A 16,732-nucleotide genomic window follows, 5' to 3' on the forward strand; every position below is an offset into this window, starting at 1 on the left:
TCACGCATCCTTATTCCATTTGGCATAAGGGCGCGTGACATTTATAGAATTGACAAATATTACCTCGTTAAAATATTCTAATAAAGAGTATGCTTCCTTTTGTTTCTGCATGAAAATCTGTAACTTTGCAGCATATTACATATATTATCTACATATATAAAGGCTGAAAAGCGTGAAAATAAAGGAAGTAACCAAGGCCCTTGAACGTTTCGCGCCTCTGCCCTTGCAGGAAAGCTGGGATAATGCTGGCCTGCAAGTTGGACTGACAGAGGCGGAAGTATCAGGGGCATTATTGTGTCTGGACGTTACGTGCCAGATTGTGGACGAGGCCATACAGAAGGGCTGCACCCTCATTGTGTCGCACCATCCGCTGATATTCCGTAAACTTGCCAGACTGACTGGCGAGGACTATGTGCAGCAGGCCGTGATAAAGGCGCTTGCCAACAGCATCGTGATAATGTCGATGCACACGAATATGGACAATGCACGGGGCGGCGTTAACTTCAAGATTGCCGAGAAGATGGGGCTGCACAATGTGCACTTCATGTCGACAAAGATGGTAGACGGATTGGAGTGTGGTTCGGGAGTGATAGGAGAGTTTGAGGAACCTATGGCTGCCGACGACTTCATCATCCTGCTCAAGAAGGCATTCTGCGTGGAGTGTGTCGAAGCCAACCAACTACTGCGCCGACCCATAAAGACGGTGGCTATGTGTGGCGGCTCTGGCTCATTCCTGTTGGACGAGGCTGTGGAGGCTGGTGCCGATGCTTTCCTTACTGGCGAGATGCACTATCATGAGTACTTCGGACGCGAACAGCAGATACAGATAGCCGTGATAGGCCACTATCAGAGCGAACAGTATACGAGCGAGATTTTCCGCGACATCATTGAGCGTGAGTGTCAGGGCGTGAAGTGCTTCATAGCCGAGACGTGTACCAATCCGATAATGTATTTTTAACTTGTCACATAACATATATATATAAACTATGGCAAAAAAGGAATCAGAAATTTCAGTAGAGAGCAAACTGCAGACTCTCTATCAGCTTCAGGCTACTCTCTCGGCTATCGACGAGAAACGTGCGTTGCGTGGCGAACTTCCTCTTGAGGTGCAGGACCTTGAGGACGAGATTGCTGGACTCAAGACTCGTATTGAGCATATTGAGGGCGACATCAACGATTTTCAGCAGGCTGTAGCCCAGAAGCAGGGCGAGATTAAGGAGGCTGAGGAGAGTGTGGAGCGATATAAGAAGCAACTCGACGAGGTGCGCAACAACCGCGAGTATGACACTCTGACCAAGGAGATTGAGTTCCAGAGCCTCGAAATCGAGCTTTGCAACAAGAAGATCAAGGAGGCAAACGCTAAGGTTGAAGACAAGAAGCGCGAGCTGGTTCGCACCAACGACCTCATCAACGACCGTCAGCAGGCGCTTGAGGAGAAGAAGAGCGAACTCGACGAAATCATGCAGGAGACTCGCGAGGAGGAGCAAGTGCTCAAGGCTAAGGCCGAGGAACTGGAGACTAAGATTGAGCCGCGTCTGCTCTCAAGCTTCAAGCGCATCCGTAAGAATGCCCGCAACGGTCTGGGTATTGTCTATGTACAGCGTGACGCTTGCGGTGGCTGCTTCAACAAGATTCCGCCACAGCGACAGCTCGACATCAAGATGCACAAGAAGGTTATCGTTTGCGAGTACTGCGGACGTATCATGATCGACCCTGAGTTGGCTGGCGTTAAGACTGTAGAGACTGAGGTTGTCGACGATAAGCCAAAGCGCAAGCGTGCCACAACACGCAAGACTGCTTCGAAGAAGTCGGAGGAGTCGGAGACAAAGCTCAGCTAAATTAATTGAGAGTTCGTTCAAGTTGAGAGTTGAGAATGGAGAGTTGAGAGTTATGATATGCTTTGATATTAAGTGTTTAGCTTGGTAATCATAACTCTCAATTCTCAACTTTCAATTCTCAACTTTCAATTCTCAACTCTCAACTTTCAACTCTCAATTGTTTTAATTCCTAACTCCTAATTCCTATTCCTAACTCCTATCTACTATGCCTAATACCACTCAATCTGTAACATGGGATGAACTTCTTGATAGCATCGCCACCGGTGCTGCCCATCCCGACGATACCAACTGGAAAATCTACCGTTATCTTCAGAATAATTACAAGACAATTGGCTCTGTGACGGCTCGCACTCTGCTTGCCGCCTATATGAAACTGCACGTTAAGCGTATGTCGCTCGTCGACTCATGCATGCTTGGTATGGCGGTGAAGATAAGCGAGACCTACGGCGACTTCAAATTGTCCAAGTTTCTTGAGGCTTGGGGTTACGACAGTTGTCTGCGTGCGCAGGACTTGCAGCGGCAGACAGGTAAGGATGGCAGGCAATATCTGTCGCTCAAAGAACGCGTGGAGCGTGCCCTTCAATCGTACAGGCTTCATCATCCAGAAGAATGCAATGGCGAGTGTGAGGGTATTGTCAGCATGTATGCCGCCAAGGTGTTTGAGAAGGAGATTAATGGAAGGAAGCTTCGATATGTGAAGCTTGTGGCAACGAATGGCTCGGAACTAATTGCTGATAGCCATCAGTTTCCGTGTCGTCCGTGGGAGATAAGCGGGCGCATATTTAATGTGCTGACGAGGGTGTCTAAGCAAGGCTATGAACGTGTTTCGGAAATAGTGGCTTCAGCGAAACGTGTGGATGAGGCGTTTTCAGCGGAAGTGGGTTTTGTAGAGTTTATTGACGAGAGCCACGGCCACATACATGTCTACGACTCGCAGTCGCGGCATTTTGTAGCGGATAAGTCGGCACATACAGCATTAAAAATATCAGTTGGCAATTATGTGCGCTTTTGTCCCATAATAGCGAATGGCGACCATTTCAAGTCGGCTGCTATAGTGAGCGTTATGGATAAGTATGAAGGCCGCAAGGCTTTCGGTATTTATGAGGCGAAAGTGGAGTATGCCAACGTTAAGGACAGATACATACGCTACTCGTTAGAGTCGGCAATAAGATACACGCCCGAAGGAAATATCATAAAGGCAGGTTTCGCTTCAACGGCAAATCTTCCGGAAGATGTTAGGAATGGAATGGTTCAGGGCAGCCACGTGCGCCTCATCCTCTTCCTGAAAAGAGGAAAAGACGGGATGAAGCACAACTATGTGGCTGATATTTTCTAAAGTGTAATAAGATTTTTAAGTGTAAATCAGATAGTTGCATTCAACAGGTTTTTCAGCTCTTCGAAGTCGTTGGCCACTTCAATCATATTGTGCCAGTCGCCACGTATCATTCCCTTTTGGTTGAGGTCGTCCATAAGAGCTACGAGCGAGTTCCAGAATCCCTTCATGTTGTAGAGAATCACCTTCTTGGAGTGGTAGCCGATGCACTTCGAGGCTGCCACGCAGAATATCTCGTCGAGCGAACCTATGCCGCCAGGCAGAGCCACAACTACGTCGCATCGGTCAATCATCAGGTTCTTGCGGTCGGCGAGATTGTCTGTGGGGATATGCACGTCAAGATATTCCGACATGCGTCCGCCTTTCTCTACAAGCGACGGCACAACGCCGATGACGCGTCCGCCTCCGTCGTGCACAGCCTTGGCTATACAGTTCATGAGTCCTTGGCTGGTTCCTCCGAAAATAAGGTCGTGATGGTTCTCTGCCATCCATCGGCCTAATTCTTCTGTCATACGGAAATAGTCGGGGTCGATATGCTCGTTGGCTGAGCAGAATACTGTAATTTTCATAGTTGGTTGTTTGTTGTGTAACTTAGCGTATTTTTGATTATGACGCTAAGTTACAAACAAAATCCCGTATAGCAAAGCTTTTTAAAGAATCTTTAGCCCCCACACTTCCTGTGTGATTTCTCTTACAAGGTCGAGTTTCGCCCATTGTTCTTCTATTATTGCTCTTTGCTCACCTCCTCAATCTGCTTTATTATTTCGTCATTGGTCTTCTGCATCTTGCAGTAAATCCACCAGGAAACTGCTATTCCTATTACACCGCCCACGACACTGCCGTAGAATACACCCCACATACCTGTGTCGGCATTTATCGACATGAGGTGCAAGCCTATTTCTATTGAGAACCATACGATTAAGCCTATTAAGGCTATTATCATTATGGCGGTTTGCTTAGTGCGACGTTGTTTCATTTTTAGCAATTTCTCCATAGTGTTGACAAGATTGTCGCGGCTGTAGTCGCTGTTTTTAATAGCTCGCATATTGATGTCGTAGTCGCACCAAACATCACATAGGAGCAATATGATGAATGTGCCTAAACTCCACCAAGACATGTTGAAGTTGTACTTAACGGCAAAGGCTAAATACAGAAATATAGGGATGAGGGTAATTTCGCCTATGACAATCTTTTTTATCCATGAGAATTGCTTCTTCATCGACTCAGCCACAATACGGTCGTTGATAATCTCTTATTGCTCAAGTTGTTTCTTGAACGATGCCATCTGCGAACGCATATTTTCGAGTTCGTTATTATTGTTGCTCTTTTCCATATGAAATGATTTTGTAGGTTGAATAATCATTAAACACTTAATATTAAACACTTAACATTTAACATTTAATTATAGCTCCTTCATCCGTTTCAGTTGTTCACGGATGCGCACCAGTCTCACCGATACGTTTTTGGCTGTAATGCCAATGATAGCTGCTATTTCGTCGTAGCTGATGTCCTCGAGCCATAGCAGCACGATAGCACGGTCGAGAGGTTGCAAGCGGATTATGCGTTGATGCAGAAACTGTGCCTGTTCTGATTTTACTTCACGACTGTTGAAGTAGTCTATGTCCATAGACAGCTGTGTCTTATGGTTGCGCTTCTTGCGTTTGTCGATGGTGATGCAGGTGTTTAGGGCCACACGGTAAATCCATGTTTTGATGTTGCTGCGTCCGTCAAACGATTCCATTCCGTTCCATAGTCTTATGAGCACCTCCTGAAACATGTCGGCAACCTCGTCATTGTCCTTTGAGAACATATAGCACACGGTGTATATAGTGCTACGGTTGCAACGGACAATGTCGGTGACATTGTTGTTCGTTTTCTTTCATAATTGATGTTTTATGTTTGGTATTTTTTATTCTTTAGACTAATGGTGGGTAAGGTTTGCTACGTGGAAAAAGATAAAAAAGTTTTTCTGGTGTGTATTTTTTTATGTGGTCGAGCGAAGGTAACTCGACCACATAAGGTTAACGCCTTCTATTGTTGTATTATTCTTTCATCGAGAGCGATATGCGCTGGCGCTTACGGTCTACTTCAGTTACTCGCACTACAACGTGCTGGTGAAGTTTCACCACTTCGTTAGGGTCTTTCACGTAGCGGTCGGCAAGTTGTGATATGTGCACCAGTCCGTCGTGATGGACGCCAACGTCAACGAAGGCACCGAAGTTGGTGATGTTGGTCACGATGCCTGGAAGGAGCATTCCCACTTGAAGGTCGTCAATCTCGTGAACACGTGGGTCGAATTCGAAAACCTCTACTGCTGCACGCGGATCGCGTCCGGGGCGTTGAAGCTCAGCCATAATATCGGTGAGGGTTGGCATTCCAACAATATCGGTAACATAGTCCTTCAGACGTATTGACTTCTGAAGCTCCTTGTTGTCGATAAGTTCTGCCACGGTACAACCCTTGTCCTTTGCCATTGTCTTCACGATGTCGTAGCTCTCGGGGTGGACTGCACTATTGTCGAGCGGGTTCTTGGCTCCTGGTATGCGTAGGAAGCCGGCACATTGCACGAAGGCTACAGGACCGAGGCGCGGCACCTTCTTAAGTTCGGCACGCGACTTGAACGCTCCGTTCTTCTCGCGATATTCGACGATGTTCTTGGCTGTAGTAGCGTTGAGTCCGCTGACGTACATCAACAGGTGGCGGCTTGCGGTATTGAGGTTAACGCCTACGGTGTTCACGCAAGATTCTACAACCATGTCCAAGCTCTTCTTCAGTTCGTTCTGGTCGACATCGTGCTGATACTGACCTACACCAATGCTCTTGGGGTCTATCTTTACAAGTTCGGCAAGCGGGTCCATGAGTCGGCGACCGATTGATACGGCTCCACGTACAGTCACGTCCTCGTTGGGGAATTCCTCACGTGCAGCCTCTGATGCAGAATAAACCGAGGCTCCGTCCTCGCTTACTACAAAGACATTGATGTTAGAGTCGAGACCTATTTCTTTCAGGAATGTAGATGTTTCGCGACTGGCGGTTCCATTGCCAACGGCTATTGCCTCAATGTCGTATTTCTTCACCATGCTGAGCACCTGGCGTGCTGCACCTTGATGGTCGTTCTTGGGAGCGTGGGGATAGATAGCTTCGAAGTGGAGCAATGTGCCCTGTGCGTCAAGGCAAACTACTTTGCATCCTGTGCGGAAACCTGGGTCGATGCCCATTACTCGCTTCTGGCCCAATGGAGCAGCAAGGAGGAGCTGACGCAGATTTTCAGCAAACACTTCTATTGCTTCATTATCGGCACTTTGCTTGCTTGAGAGGGCGAACTCGGTCTCAATAGATGGCTTAAGGAGACGCTTGAATGCGTCATCGGCAGCTTCGCCCACAAGTTTACTACACTCGCTACGTCCCAATACGTACTGGCGATGAATCTTCTCCTTACACACTTCCTCGTCGGCAGAAATGCTGATGCGAAGGAAGCCTTCCTTTTCGCCACGACGCATGGCAAGCAGGCGGTGTGACGAACAACGTCGAAGTGGTTCGGAGAAGTCAAAGTAGTCGCTGTACTTCTGTGCCTCGTCTTCTTCGGCTTTTGTCTTCACAACTTTCGAAGAAATCACGGCCTCGCGTTTGAATACATTTCTGATGGCCTTGCGCACGTCCTCGTTCTCATTGACAGCTTCGGCTATGATAAACTTGGCGCCCTGAATAGCGTCTTCCACCGACTTAACGTCGCCCTTTACAAATTTCTCTGCCGTTCGGAATGGATTGGAGTCGCGCTGCAACAGGATGGTTTGTGCCAAAGGCTCCAGTCCTTGCTGGCGTGCAATGTCGGCTTTGGTGCGGCGTTTGGGTTTGTATGGCAAATAGATGTCCTCTAGTTCTGACATTACCCAGCAGTTTTCTATGCGCTGGCGCAATTGGTCGGTCATTTTGCCATGGTCTTCTATTGTAGAAATTATGGTTTCCTTGCGCTTTGCCACATCCTGCAGCTTCTCGCGCATAAGTGCAATGTCTGAAACCTGCACCTCGTCAAGATTGCCAGTGCGCTCCTTGCGGTAGCGACTGATGAATGGCACGGTACAGTTTTCGTCGAGAAGTTCGAGGGTGTTTTCGACACTACTTTCAGACAATGATAATGTGTCGGCAATGATTCTTGTAAATACGTTCATTATATATAATAAGGTATATGTGTCTACAGACCAGATAGGTAAACCTAAATTGTATAGGTAAGCCTAAATAGTTCTGAGTTGCTAAATAGTTTCTGCAAAGATAGTGCAAACCGAAGACAATACAAAACAAGCTCGCTTGTTTTTATTGTTGAGGTGCAGCATATCTTATCAAGAGATAGTGCAAACCGAGGACAATACAAAACTGTCTTTTACATATTCTTCGGTACGAAGGTCTCCCATGTCTGGTCGTCGTAGAATATTCTTATCTCTACGATATGACGTTCGTTTTTGTCGCAATTTTTTACCAACTGTATTCCACGTGTTTTGCTTGTGTTTTCAGGACCGGATGTCTCGGATGTTTCGGTGGCAGATGTTTCAATCCTTGGGTGGTTGTCAATGTTTGAGTTGATCGTATCGCTAATACTACCAGCGGTTTCTGGCGTGCTGTCAAAGTCAAGTGCAGAATTAGTGGGTGGGGTAGTATTTGAGTTGAGCATAGCTCCTGCCTCAGAGTTGCGATAGTCGGTCATAGCTCCACGGCCGAACAAGAGCCAGTCAGTAGAGATGTCAGGAAACCGGCTCTTGATAGCATCGACGATTTTGAGCGACGGAGCTGTGCGTCCAGTGAAAATGCTGCTGAGTGTAGCTGGAGCAATTTTTATGTTCTCTGCAAACTCCTGCTGGGTCATGTGCTGCGACTCAATAATTCTTTTTATTCTGTCTTTCATATGCAATGATGATGAATTCTTGTTTGTTCTTCTTTTTTACAAAGTTAAATCAAAAAAATGAAATATACAACTTTTGCAAGATATAATTAATTGCGTAAGTACACATTTGTATATGTAAATATGAGCAAGTTTGATTTGTTGTATATGGTAGTATGTGAATTGTAGCGTACTTGTCTGGTATTTTATCAGCAAAAGCTTTGTCTTTTACTTTAACGTTATTCTATAATTAACTGATTAATAAAGTATATAATTATGTATTGATAATGATGAATATACATTAAAACGATTAAAAACCTACTTTGTTTAATTATATGCTTATAATAAGCTTTAAAATGAATGCACTAAAATACTTATTATCAGGTATTTACCGATAATGTCGTAATACGATATGAATATTCATACACAAAAACACATCTTTTGATTTACAAATCAATATGTTTAAATATTGTAGATTTGTAAATATGAAAATAGAATGTGGATTTACAAATCCATATTTGCAAACCGTTGTTTTTGGCAATACGAATTTGTGTATTGGCTTTTTCGAATGTAAAAATATGTAAAACCTAAATCTTTTAAGCCTTCAATACTTCATTTTTCGCAATACAGAAGAATTCTGAACTAAGGATTATGTGGCTTGATTTTTTGCAGAAATAAAGGGGTAAAAAATGGCCTAACTCCCATATTCTTTAGGAAGTTAGGCCGGAAAAATAGGTCTGCACCGTTTCTAATTCTAGGAATGAAACTGGTAGAAAATATGCTTTTTTAGTGCAACATGAAGAAGATTAGCTCCTTCATAAGGTCGCCAGTTGAGGTGTTTTGGTTGTCCAACCCCTTACTTTTGGCTTCGATTTCCCTTAGTTTGGATAAAATCTGTAGAGTTTTCATTGCAGTGAAGTTTCTCATACCAGTGCGATAGTCCTTCAGACCCCACACCGACTTCAGATCAAGAAAGGCTGCGAGATTGTTGTCGTTGTTACGATCGGGCGCATAGAATGCTACCATCAGATTCTGGAAGTAAGAGTATAGTAAAGGCAGGCATGCAAACAGCGAACCTGCTTTGGGATTTTTGTCAAAATATTTTACTATCTGATTTGCCTTGAAAACATTCCTTTCGATTATGGCTGTCTTCAGTTCGAACACATTAAAGTCCTTGCTTACCCCTATTTCACGTTCTACAATTTCGGGTGTGATGCGTCGGTTGTCGTCGGGCAGTGAGATCATCACTTTCTCTAGTTCAGAGATAAGTCGGCTCAAGTCAGCGCCAATGTGTTCAGCTATCATCGAACACGATTTTGGGTCGATGGCAACGTGGTTGTCTTTGAGGTATTTCTCAATGAACGAGGGTAGCTCGAAGTCACGTTTCTTCTTGCTTTCAAATACCACTCCTACTGCCTCGGCCTTGCCTACTATCTTCTTTCGCTTGTCGATAGTGCCGTTTTTGTAGCAGATAACAAGTATAGTAGACTGTAGCGGTATTTCGAAGTATCGCTCCAAGGCATCAAGCGATTTCAACGCCTGCGCCTCCTTTACTATTACTACACGATAGGACGATGGCATTACGGGGTAGCCTTTACATAGGTCGGATATTTGGGCGGCTGATGTGTCAGCACCGAATACTATGGTCTGGTTGAAGTCGCGGTCGTCGGGCTCAATGACGTTCTCTGCGATATAGTCGGCTATCTTGTCGATGTAGTAAGGTTCATCGCCCATAAGTATGTATACCGGTGCATATTTTTTGGCTTTTAGGTCGCGCATGATTGTTTCATACGTAGCCACGGATTTTCTTTCTGCCATAATAATTATATTATAAGGTGTAAAAATAAATTAACGGGTAGCTTTACGGCTCGTTATTCTCGTTAAAATTGCATACTTTTGTATGCTGTTTGCCGCCAGTGCGGCATTTAAAAGCAAAATTACGAAAATGATTCGATTAAATCTACCAACTTTCGAAATAAAGTTATCAGGAACCAAAGAACATCCGCGAATATTCGACATTCTGCGCCGTCGCTATGTGGCTCTCACGCCCGAAGAATGGGTGCGTCAGCACTTTGTCCACTTCCTTACAGGACACAAGGGTTACCCTGCTGCTCTTATGGCCAACGAGGTGGGGCTGATGATTGGTAATAAGAAGTTACGGGCTGACAGCGTGCTGTACGACCGTCAGTTGCACCCTCGCATGATAATAGAGTACAAGGCTCCGTCAATCGAAATAACACAGAAGGTGTTTGACCAGATTGCAGCCTACAATCTCTTATTGCATGTTGATTATCTCGTTATGAGCAATGGATTTCAGCATTATTGCTGCCGTATGGACTACGAGAATCGTAGATATGAGTTCTTGAAGGAAATTCCTGATTATAGTGATATCAATAGTCCCAACCAATGAATATGACAGAACATAAGAACGAGTCGGAAATGACGACTGAATATGAAAAAATGCGTAGTCAACAGCTGTATTGCTTTGAGGATTCTGAGGTAATGGCAAGTATAGTCCGTGCAAATGAGCTGTGCACAAAATTTTCAATGATGACACTTGCCTCGTCTGAATACAGGTCGACTGTCGAGACACTAATCCCTGGCATACCGAAGTCGTCAGTTATCATTCCTCCATTTCGTTGCGACCATGGACATGGTATTAATATAGGTGAGCACACGTTCATCAATTACGACTGTATAATGCTTGATGGTGGAGAAATAACTATAGGGGCGCACTGTAAGATAGGTCCTCGCTGTCAGTTTTTCACGCCACAACATCCTATCGACTATGAGGAGCGTATGCAGCCTGTGGAGACCTGTCATCCTATCAGAATAGGCGATAACTGCTGGCTTGGTGGTAGCGTCACGGTGTGTCCAGGAGTAACGATTGGGCCTCGTAGCATCATTGCTGCAGGAAGCGTCGTGATTTGCGATATCCCTGCCGACTCAATGGCAGCTGGCAATCCGGCTGTGGTGAAGAAAAGACTCATAAGGAATACGGATTGATAATGTTGATAATAATACAAAGTGATAAAAAATAAAAACGAAAAGAAATAATGGGAGTAGGAAGATGGATAGGCGGATTTCTTGGCTTTATGTCGGGTGGGCCGCTCGGAGCACTTGCCGGCTATGCTATAGGTTGGCTGTTTGAGAAGGGGGCTGAAGGATTCAGCGGTGAAGACAATGTGTATAATGCCAACCGCCAGTATGGTGGTTATACAGAGCAACAGCAGTATGAGGGACAGCGCAATTCGTTTCTGTTTTCGTTGCTTGTTCTCGCTTCGTATATAATGAAGGCTGATGGGAGGGTAATGCACTCTGAGATGGAATTTGTACGCTCTTTCCTGCGTCGCAATTTCGGCGAGATGGCAGTACAACAGGGCGAGCAGATATTGCTTCGCCTGTTTGAGCGTCAGAAGCAGATGGGCAATATGGCGTTTAAGGATGTGATACGCGACTCATGTGCTGAGATAGCGCAGCATATGGAATACTCGCAGCGTCTGCAACTCGTCAACTTCCTCGTGATGATAGCACAGGCCGATGGTAGTGTGCCGCAGAGCGAGATTGAAGCCTTGCAGTTTATAGCAGCAAATCTTGGTCTTTCTGTCGAAGACTTGAATTCAATGCTCAATCTGTCGTCGGGCGGCAATAATCTTGATGCTGCCTACAAGGTGCTTGGCATCGCCCCAGACGCTTCTGATGATGAGGTGAAGGCTGCCTACCGCCGCATGGCTCTGAAGCATCATCCCGACCGTGTAGCTACGCTTGGAGAGGATGTACGTAAGGCTGCCGAACAGAAGTTCCAGGAAATCAATGCTGCCAAGGAGACAATATACAAGGCAAGGGGACTGTAGTGCGACAGGAAGTTGCCCTTTGGCATAATAAAAGTTGCCTTTTGGCGTAATAAAAGTTGCCCTTTCGCTCTTCTAAACGAATTCGTTTGAAGAGTGAAAGGGCAATTCTTTTTTATGTTTAAATCTTGTCCAAAGCTTGGCGGATGTCGTCGAGTATGTCCTCAACGTCCTCAATGCCTACTGACAGGCGGATGAGGTCGGGAGCAACACCTGCCTCGCGCAGCTGCTCGTCAGACAACTGACGATGGGTGTGGCTTGCCGGATGAAGCACACAGGTGCGAGCATCTGCCACGTGGGTTACGATGTTTATCATGTCGAGCGAGTCCATGAAGCGGATAGCTGTGTCGCGGTCGCCTTTCAGTCCGAAGGCTATCACGCCGCAAGAGCCGTTAGGCAGGTATTTCTCTGCAAGTTCATGATATAGGTCGCCTGGCAGTCCGCTGAAGTGAACCCATGCCACACGAGGGTCTGCCTGTAGAAATTCTGCCACCTGCTGTGCGTTGGCGCAATGCTGCTTCATGCGTAGGTGGAGCGACTGCAGACCGAGATTCAGAATGAATGAATTCATTGGGGCTGGAATTGATCCAAGGTCGCGCATCAGCTGAGCTACAAGCTTGGTGATATAGCCCATCTTGCCGAACTTCTTGGCGTAGGTGAGCCCGTGGTAGCTATCGTCGGGAGTACACAGGCCGGGGAACTTGTCGGCATTGGCGAGCCAGTCGAAATTGCCGCTGTCCACTACGCATCCGCCTACCTGGCTTGCTGTACCGTCCATGTATTTTGTTGTACTGTGAGTCACGATGTCGGCTCCCCATTCAAATGGACGGCAGTTGATAGGAGTGGCGAAGGTATTGTCAACAATGAGTGGAACGCCATTCTTATGGGCAATGCGTGCAAACTTCTCAATGTCGAGCACGGCACATCCCGGATTGCTTATTGTCTCGCCGAAAACAACCTTTGTATTTGGTCGGAAAGCTTTCTGAATCTCTTCTTCTGGGTCATTTGGGTTGACAAATGTGCATTCTATGCCCAATTTTTTGAGTGTTACACCGAAGAGGTTGAATGTTCCGCCATAAATCTCGTTGCTTGTCACGATATGGTCGCCTGCCTCGCAGATGTTGAATACAGCATAGAAATTGGCTGCCTGTCCGCTGCTTGTAAGCACGGCTCCTACGCCACCCTCAAGCTGTGCAATCTTCTGTGCCACAGCATCGTTGGTAGGGTTCTGCAAGCGTGTGTAGAAGTATCCTTCCTTCTTGAGGTCGAAGAGCATAGCCATCTCCTCAGAGTTGTCATACTTGAATGTGGTGCTCTGTATGATTGGCGGCTCGATAGGCTCACCGTTCTTTGCCTCGTAGCCTCCCTGTACGCAGATAGAGGCTGTTCTTAAATTCTTCTTCATCTTTTTGTTCTTAAATTTAGGCTTATTATATTGATTTCGGATGCGAAGGTACAAATAAAAGTGCTAATGAAGGCCATTTTTTCTTCTTATTTTTTGGGCTTTTATCAAAAGCGGACTAACTTTGTAGCAAATATGAAAGTGAAAATTCAATTTAATGTAATTTGAAAAATGAGAAAGATATTGTTCCTGTTGCCACCCATGGTGCTGGCTTTGGTGGTTGGAATGCTTACAAGTTGTCGTTTCGCTGCATCGTACAATGATGGCGACACTATAGCTGCATCAGAATTTGAGCCTGCTGACACTTCACTTGTTTCAAAGCGTCAGGTCAAGGATACGCTTAATCATGTGGCGCAGAATATTGTTGATAGTACTGACATCTTCTATGTAGGCACAGGCTCTACAAGACATTTTTTGCAGCTTGTTTCCTATCCGTCCAAACGCGACACGCTTGTGTACGGTAAGACATTGCATATCAAGGTGAAAGGTAGTGCCGACTTCAACAGTATTGTTCGCGTAAAGTTCTATTTGCTTAATGGCAAAGATTCGCTGGTGAGTGCTGTTGAACAGGTGGAAATCAATTAGAACAATTCTGCTGGATTGTCTTTGGCAATCTTGTCATTTTCATTTCTGAATGCTTGTTATTTTGCTCTATAGTATAAGTATGTATTCATATTTATTATTGGCTCATCCGATATTTAGAGTGATAATGATAATTTATTAAATGTAACAAGTTTATATAAGGGTGTGGTCAAAATGTGAGTTAAGGGTATTTAAGAAGAAGTTAATCCATCTACGATGGATATAAGTTCTTGCTAAGGCAAAAAATGTGAACGTATGCCGTTTTCTTTATACCCCTATTTTATCCGACCTTCTCTCTCCTCCCATTGCAATCGGCTTTTGGGTACATCGGCAAAGCCAGCCATCTGTTCGTCGTACGCCTGTTGCTGTTCGGGTGTGAGCGATATTATGCCATGCTGTATTTCGTGCTGCCATCGGCGCAATGAACATTCATACTCACCAGATGCCGAGAAAGGCATATGGCCGTTCTGACTGACGAACTGCTTCAGTTTGCTGAGGGCATCGTCGAAAGAGTCGCACACCAACGAATGAACGGGGTTGCCATCGGCATCATATTCTATTCTTCTTTTGATGCTTACCATTTCGTTATCTGCCGACACCTCCACATTGTACGCTGCCGTGACTATCTCTGCAAAACGCTTCACTACAGCATCACGCTTAGGGGCGTCTTCGCTCACATATCGCGTCATGGGATAGTTGCTGTCGTGCCACAGGTTGAAATACACGTCTTTGCTCAAATAGCCTATAGCGACACGCCACTTCAAGCACTCCATCAGCTCTGCACCGATATGATACTCCACGCCGTTGAACGTGACATAATCCTTAGGCGACTTACGTGTTTTCTTGGTCGTAGCCAGTTGCTGTCCGCCTGTAGCGACAGGTACCTCCAAAGTGTTCCACCCTTCGGTCTCTTCCGTCGAAAGGCTCTTATACTGGCGTATTGCCTTGACAAAGGCTGTACCGAACGTCTCCTGTTTATGAGCTCCTACTCCCGACACCATCCCGAAAGCCAAACGAGTTTCGGGCTGAAGTATGGCAAGCTGATGCAGCGTGCGGTCGCCAAACACCACATACGGCGGAACGCCCCTCTCGGCAGCCAGTTGCGCGCGCAGCTGACGTAGTGTCTCAAACAGCGCCATGTCTTCAGCCACCCCGTCTTGCACAAGTCCGGCATGCATAGACTCGCTATGTTTCTGCTTCCTGCCCTTCACCGTGAAGTCTTCGCGATTTACAACAGCCAGTTGTGCTGTCTTGCGCCCGTAGAGCACATCCTCGCCCTGGGGCGTGACTTTCAGGTGCGAATTGTCCTTATAGTCTATCTCGATATAACCCATGTGCAGCATTTGCAGCAAATAGTCCTGCCAGTCCTTGAAAGCGACATCTCTGCCACAGCCATAGGTTTTAAGCTGCTGATAGCCCTTCTGATAGAGTTCATAACCGGACGAGCCTCGCAGAATGTCAATCAACAGTCTGAACCCCGTCTGCTGATGCGTACGCACAATGCCCGAAAGAGCTTTCTGTACAAGTATTGTCCCGTCAAAACGCTGTGGAGGATTCTTGCAGACATCACAGTTGCAGCAGTCATGGTCCATTGTCTCGCCGAAATAGTTGAGCAATATTCTTCTGCGGCAGACTTGACTCTCTGCATATTCCTGCATACGGTCCAACTTCTCGTTGTTGACGGCCTGCTGACCGCTGTCCTCGGCAAACTTACGCAGCATGATGATGTCGCCCACCTGATAGAACAATACCGTCTCGCAGGGCAGTCCGTCGCGTCCTCCACGACCTATCTCCTGATAATAGCTCTCTATGCTCTTCGGCAAGTTGTAGTGCACCACGTAGCGCACATTGCTCTTGTCGATGCCCATACCGAAGGCTATCGTTGCACACACTGCATCTATATTGTCATTGATGAATTCCTCCTGCACCTCATCACGCTCTCTGGGCGACAGTCCGGCATGATAAGCCTTGGCACGCACACCTTCCTCTTGCAGTTTCATGGCTACAGTCTCAGTGGTCTTTCGGCTCATACAGTATACAATGCCACTCTCATTGCGATGACGGGCAATGAGGGCAAGCAGAAAGCGCAACTTGTCCTGCGCCGAATATCCTCGGCGTACATCAAGCGAAAGGTTAGGACGGTCGAAGGAAGAAACAAAAATCTTTGGATCGCCCGTCTTGTCTTTTTCCAGACGCAACTGCTGCACAATATCTTCCTTGGTTATCTTGTCAGCAGTAGCCGTAAAGGCAGCGACTGGTACTTCAGGGAAAAACTCTTTGATTCTGCCCAATTGCGTATATTCCGGGCGGAAATCATGTCCCCATTGCGAGATACAATGTGCCTCGTCTATAGCAAACATGCTAACCTTGAGAGGTCCAGTAGGATTAGTGCCCGACGAATGGTGCAACACACCTGTTTCCATCTCGGCAAGCAAGCGCTCGGGCGAGACGTAAAGCAGTTTGTATTCACCACGATAGGCTCGCTCAGCTATCTCACGGTTCTCTGCCTCCGAAGCATTGCTGTTCAGAGCCGCAGCCTCTATACCATTAGCACGCAGACTCTCCACCTGATCTTTCATCAGCGAAATAAGAGGCGAAACCACAACAGCCGTTCCTTCCATCATCAATGCCGGAATCTGAAAACAAAGGCTCTTGCCACCACCCGTAGGCATCAGCACAAGACAGTCTTTGCCACTAAGAATATGGCGGATTACATCCTCTTGCAAAGGACGAAACTGATCGTAACCGAAGTATTTTTTAAGTGTAGATTGCATTGATCGCATTGTCGTATTGTTCTTTTTTTGAAGGGGTAAAGTTAAGCAAAAAAATCGAACTGGCAAAGACTTGTTACGC

The 16,732-nt window shown here is 46.2% G+C and carries 14 protein-coding genes and 1 pseudogene; 7 read left to right on the plus strand and 8 right to left on the minus strand.

All coding sequences use genetic code 11. From position 1 onward, the window contains the following. Nucleotides 1-172: 172 nt before the first annotated feature. The 3 genes from I6E49_RS01080 (at nucleotide 173) to I6E49_RS01090 (ending at nucleotide 3,174) form a co-directional block, all read left to right on the plus strand. Nucleotides 173-958, plus strand: coding sequence for a Nif3-like dinuclear metal center hexameric protein (locus I6E49_RS01080; RefSeq protein WP_235399995.1), 786 nt, complete (start codon nucleotides 173-175; stop codon nucleotides 956-958). 28 nt (nucleotides 959-986) lie between these two features. Next, nucleotides 987-1,838 (plus strand): zinc ribbon domain-containing protein, encoded by an 852-nt coding sequence (locus tag I6E49_RS01085; RefSeq protein WP_235399996.1) that lies wholly within the window; start codon nucleotides 987-989, stop codon nucleotides 1,836-1,838. Nucleotides 1,839-2,043: 205 nt separating this feature from the next. Next, nucleotides 2,044-3,174, plus strand: coding sequence for a hypothetical protein (locus I6E49_RS01090; protein WP_235399997.1), 1,131 nt, complete (start codon nucleotides 2,044-2,046; stop codon nucleotides 3,172-3,174). Between the two features lie 26 nt (nucleotides 3,175-3,200). Here I6E49_RS01090 and I6E49_RS01095 read toward each other — a convergent pair whose 3' ends face one another. The 6 genes from I6E49_RS01095 to holA all read right to left on the minus strand — a co-directional run bounded on the left by I6E49_RS01095 (nucleotide 3,201) and on the right by holA (nucleotide 9,862). Continuing rightward, complete coding sequence (locus tag I6E49_RS01095) at nucleotides 3,201-3,740, minus strand: TIGR00730 family Rossman fold protein (protein WP_235399998.1); 540 nt, start codon at nucleotides 3,738-3,740, stop codon at nucleotides 3,201-3,203. 155 nt (nucleotides 3,741-3,895) lie between these two features. Next, complete coding sequence (locus I6E49_RS01100; RefSeq protein ID WP_235399999.1) at nucleotides 3,896-4,390, minus strand: hypothetical protein; 495 nt, start codon at nucleotides 4,388-4,390, stop codon at nucleotides 3,896-3,898. Between the two features lie 183 nt (nucleotides 4,391-4,573). After that, complete coding sequence (locus I6E49_RS01105; RefSeq protein ID WP_235400000.1) at nucleotides 4,574-4,981, minus strand: RNA polymerase sigma factor; 408 nt, start codon at nucleotides 4,979-4,981, stop codon at nucleotides 4,574-4,576. 232 nt (nucleotides 4,982-5,213) lie between these two features. Beyond that, nucleotides 5,214-7,340, minus strand: a complete 2,127-nt coding sequence (locus I6E49_RS01110; RefSeq protein WP_235400001.1) for a Tex family protein — start codon at nucleotides 7,338-7,340, stop codon at nucleotides 5,214-5,216. 209 nt (nucleotides 7,341-7,549) lie between these two features. Next, nucleotides 7,550-8,068, minus strand: a complete 519-nt coding sequence (locus I6E49_RS01115) for a helix-turn-helix domain-containing protein (protein WP_235400002.1) — start codon at nucleotides 8,066-8,068, stop codon at nucleotides 7,550-7,552. 762 nt (nucleotides 8,069-8,830) lie between these two features. Beyond that, nucleotides 8,831-9,862: a DNA polymerase III subunit delta gene (gene holA / locus I6E49_RS01120; protein ID WP_235400003.1), complete on the minus strand. Its 1,032-nt coding sequence runs from the start codon at nucleotides 9,860-9,862 to the stop codon at nucleotides 8,831-8,833. A 127-nt stretch (nucleotides 9,863-9,989) separates the two neighbouring features. Between holA and I6E49_RS01125 the strand changes: the two genes are divergently transcribed. The 3 genes from I6E49_RS01125 to I6E49_RS01135 are packed head-to-tail and all read left to right on the plus strand — an operon-like array spanning nucleotide 9,990 to nucleotide 11,898. Beyond that, nucleotides 9,990-10,454, plus strand: coding sequence for a type I restriction enzyme HsdR N-terminal domain-containing protein (locus I6E49_RS01125; protein WP_235400004.1), 465 nt, complete (start codon nucleotides 9,990-9,992; stop codon nucleotides 10,452-10,454). A gap of 29 nt (nucleotides 10,455-10,483) precedes the next feature. Beyond that, nucleotides 10,484-11,050 carry a sugar O-acetyltransferase gene (locus I6E49_RS01130; RefSeq protein ID WP_235400045.1) on the plus strand — a complete coding sequence of 189 codons (567 nt, stop codon included), beginning with the start codon at nucleotides 10,484-10,486 and terminating at the stop codon, nucleotides 11,048-11,050. 50 nt (nucleotides 11,051-11,100) lie between these two features. Further along, nucleotides 11,101-11,898, plus strand: a complete 798-nt coding sequence (locus I6E49_RS01135; protein ID WP_235400005.1) for a DnaJ domain-containing protein — start codon at nucleotides 11,101-11,103, stop codon at nucleotides 11,896-11,898. Between the two features lie 118 nt (nucleotides 11,899-12,016). On the opposite strand, the gene I6E49_RS01140 is transcribed toward I6E49_RS01135, so the two are convergent. Then, on the minus strand, nucleotides 12,017-13,300 hold the full coding sequence (locus I6E49_RS01140; RefSeq protein WP_235400006.1) for an O-acetylhomoserine aminocarboxypropyltransferase/cysteine synthase family protein: 1,284 nt from the start codon (nucleotides 13,298-13,300) through the stop codon (nucleotides 12,017-12,019). Nucleotides 13,301-13,468: 168 nt separating this feature from the next. On the opposite strand from I6E49_RS01140, the gene I6E49_RS01145 reads away from it, so the two are divergent. Beyond that, nucleotides 13,469-13,882: a hypothetical protein gene (locus I6E49_RS01145; RefSeq protein WP_235400007.1), complete on the plus strand. Its 414-nt coding sequence runs from the start codon at nucleotides 13,469-13,471 to the stop codon at nucleotides 13,880-13,882. A gap of 929 nt (nucleotides 13,883-14,811) precedes the next feature. Here the strand turns inward: I6E49_RS01145 and recQ are convergent. Continuing rightward, nucleotides 14,812-16,653 (minus strand): annotated as a pseudogene (gene recQ, locus I6E49_RS01150) (DNA helicase RecQ); the annotation flags it as partial. Between the last annotated feature and the right edge of the window lie 79 nt (nucleotides 16,654-16,732).

It is taken from the genome of Leyella stercorea (genome assembly GCF_021531655.1).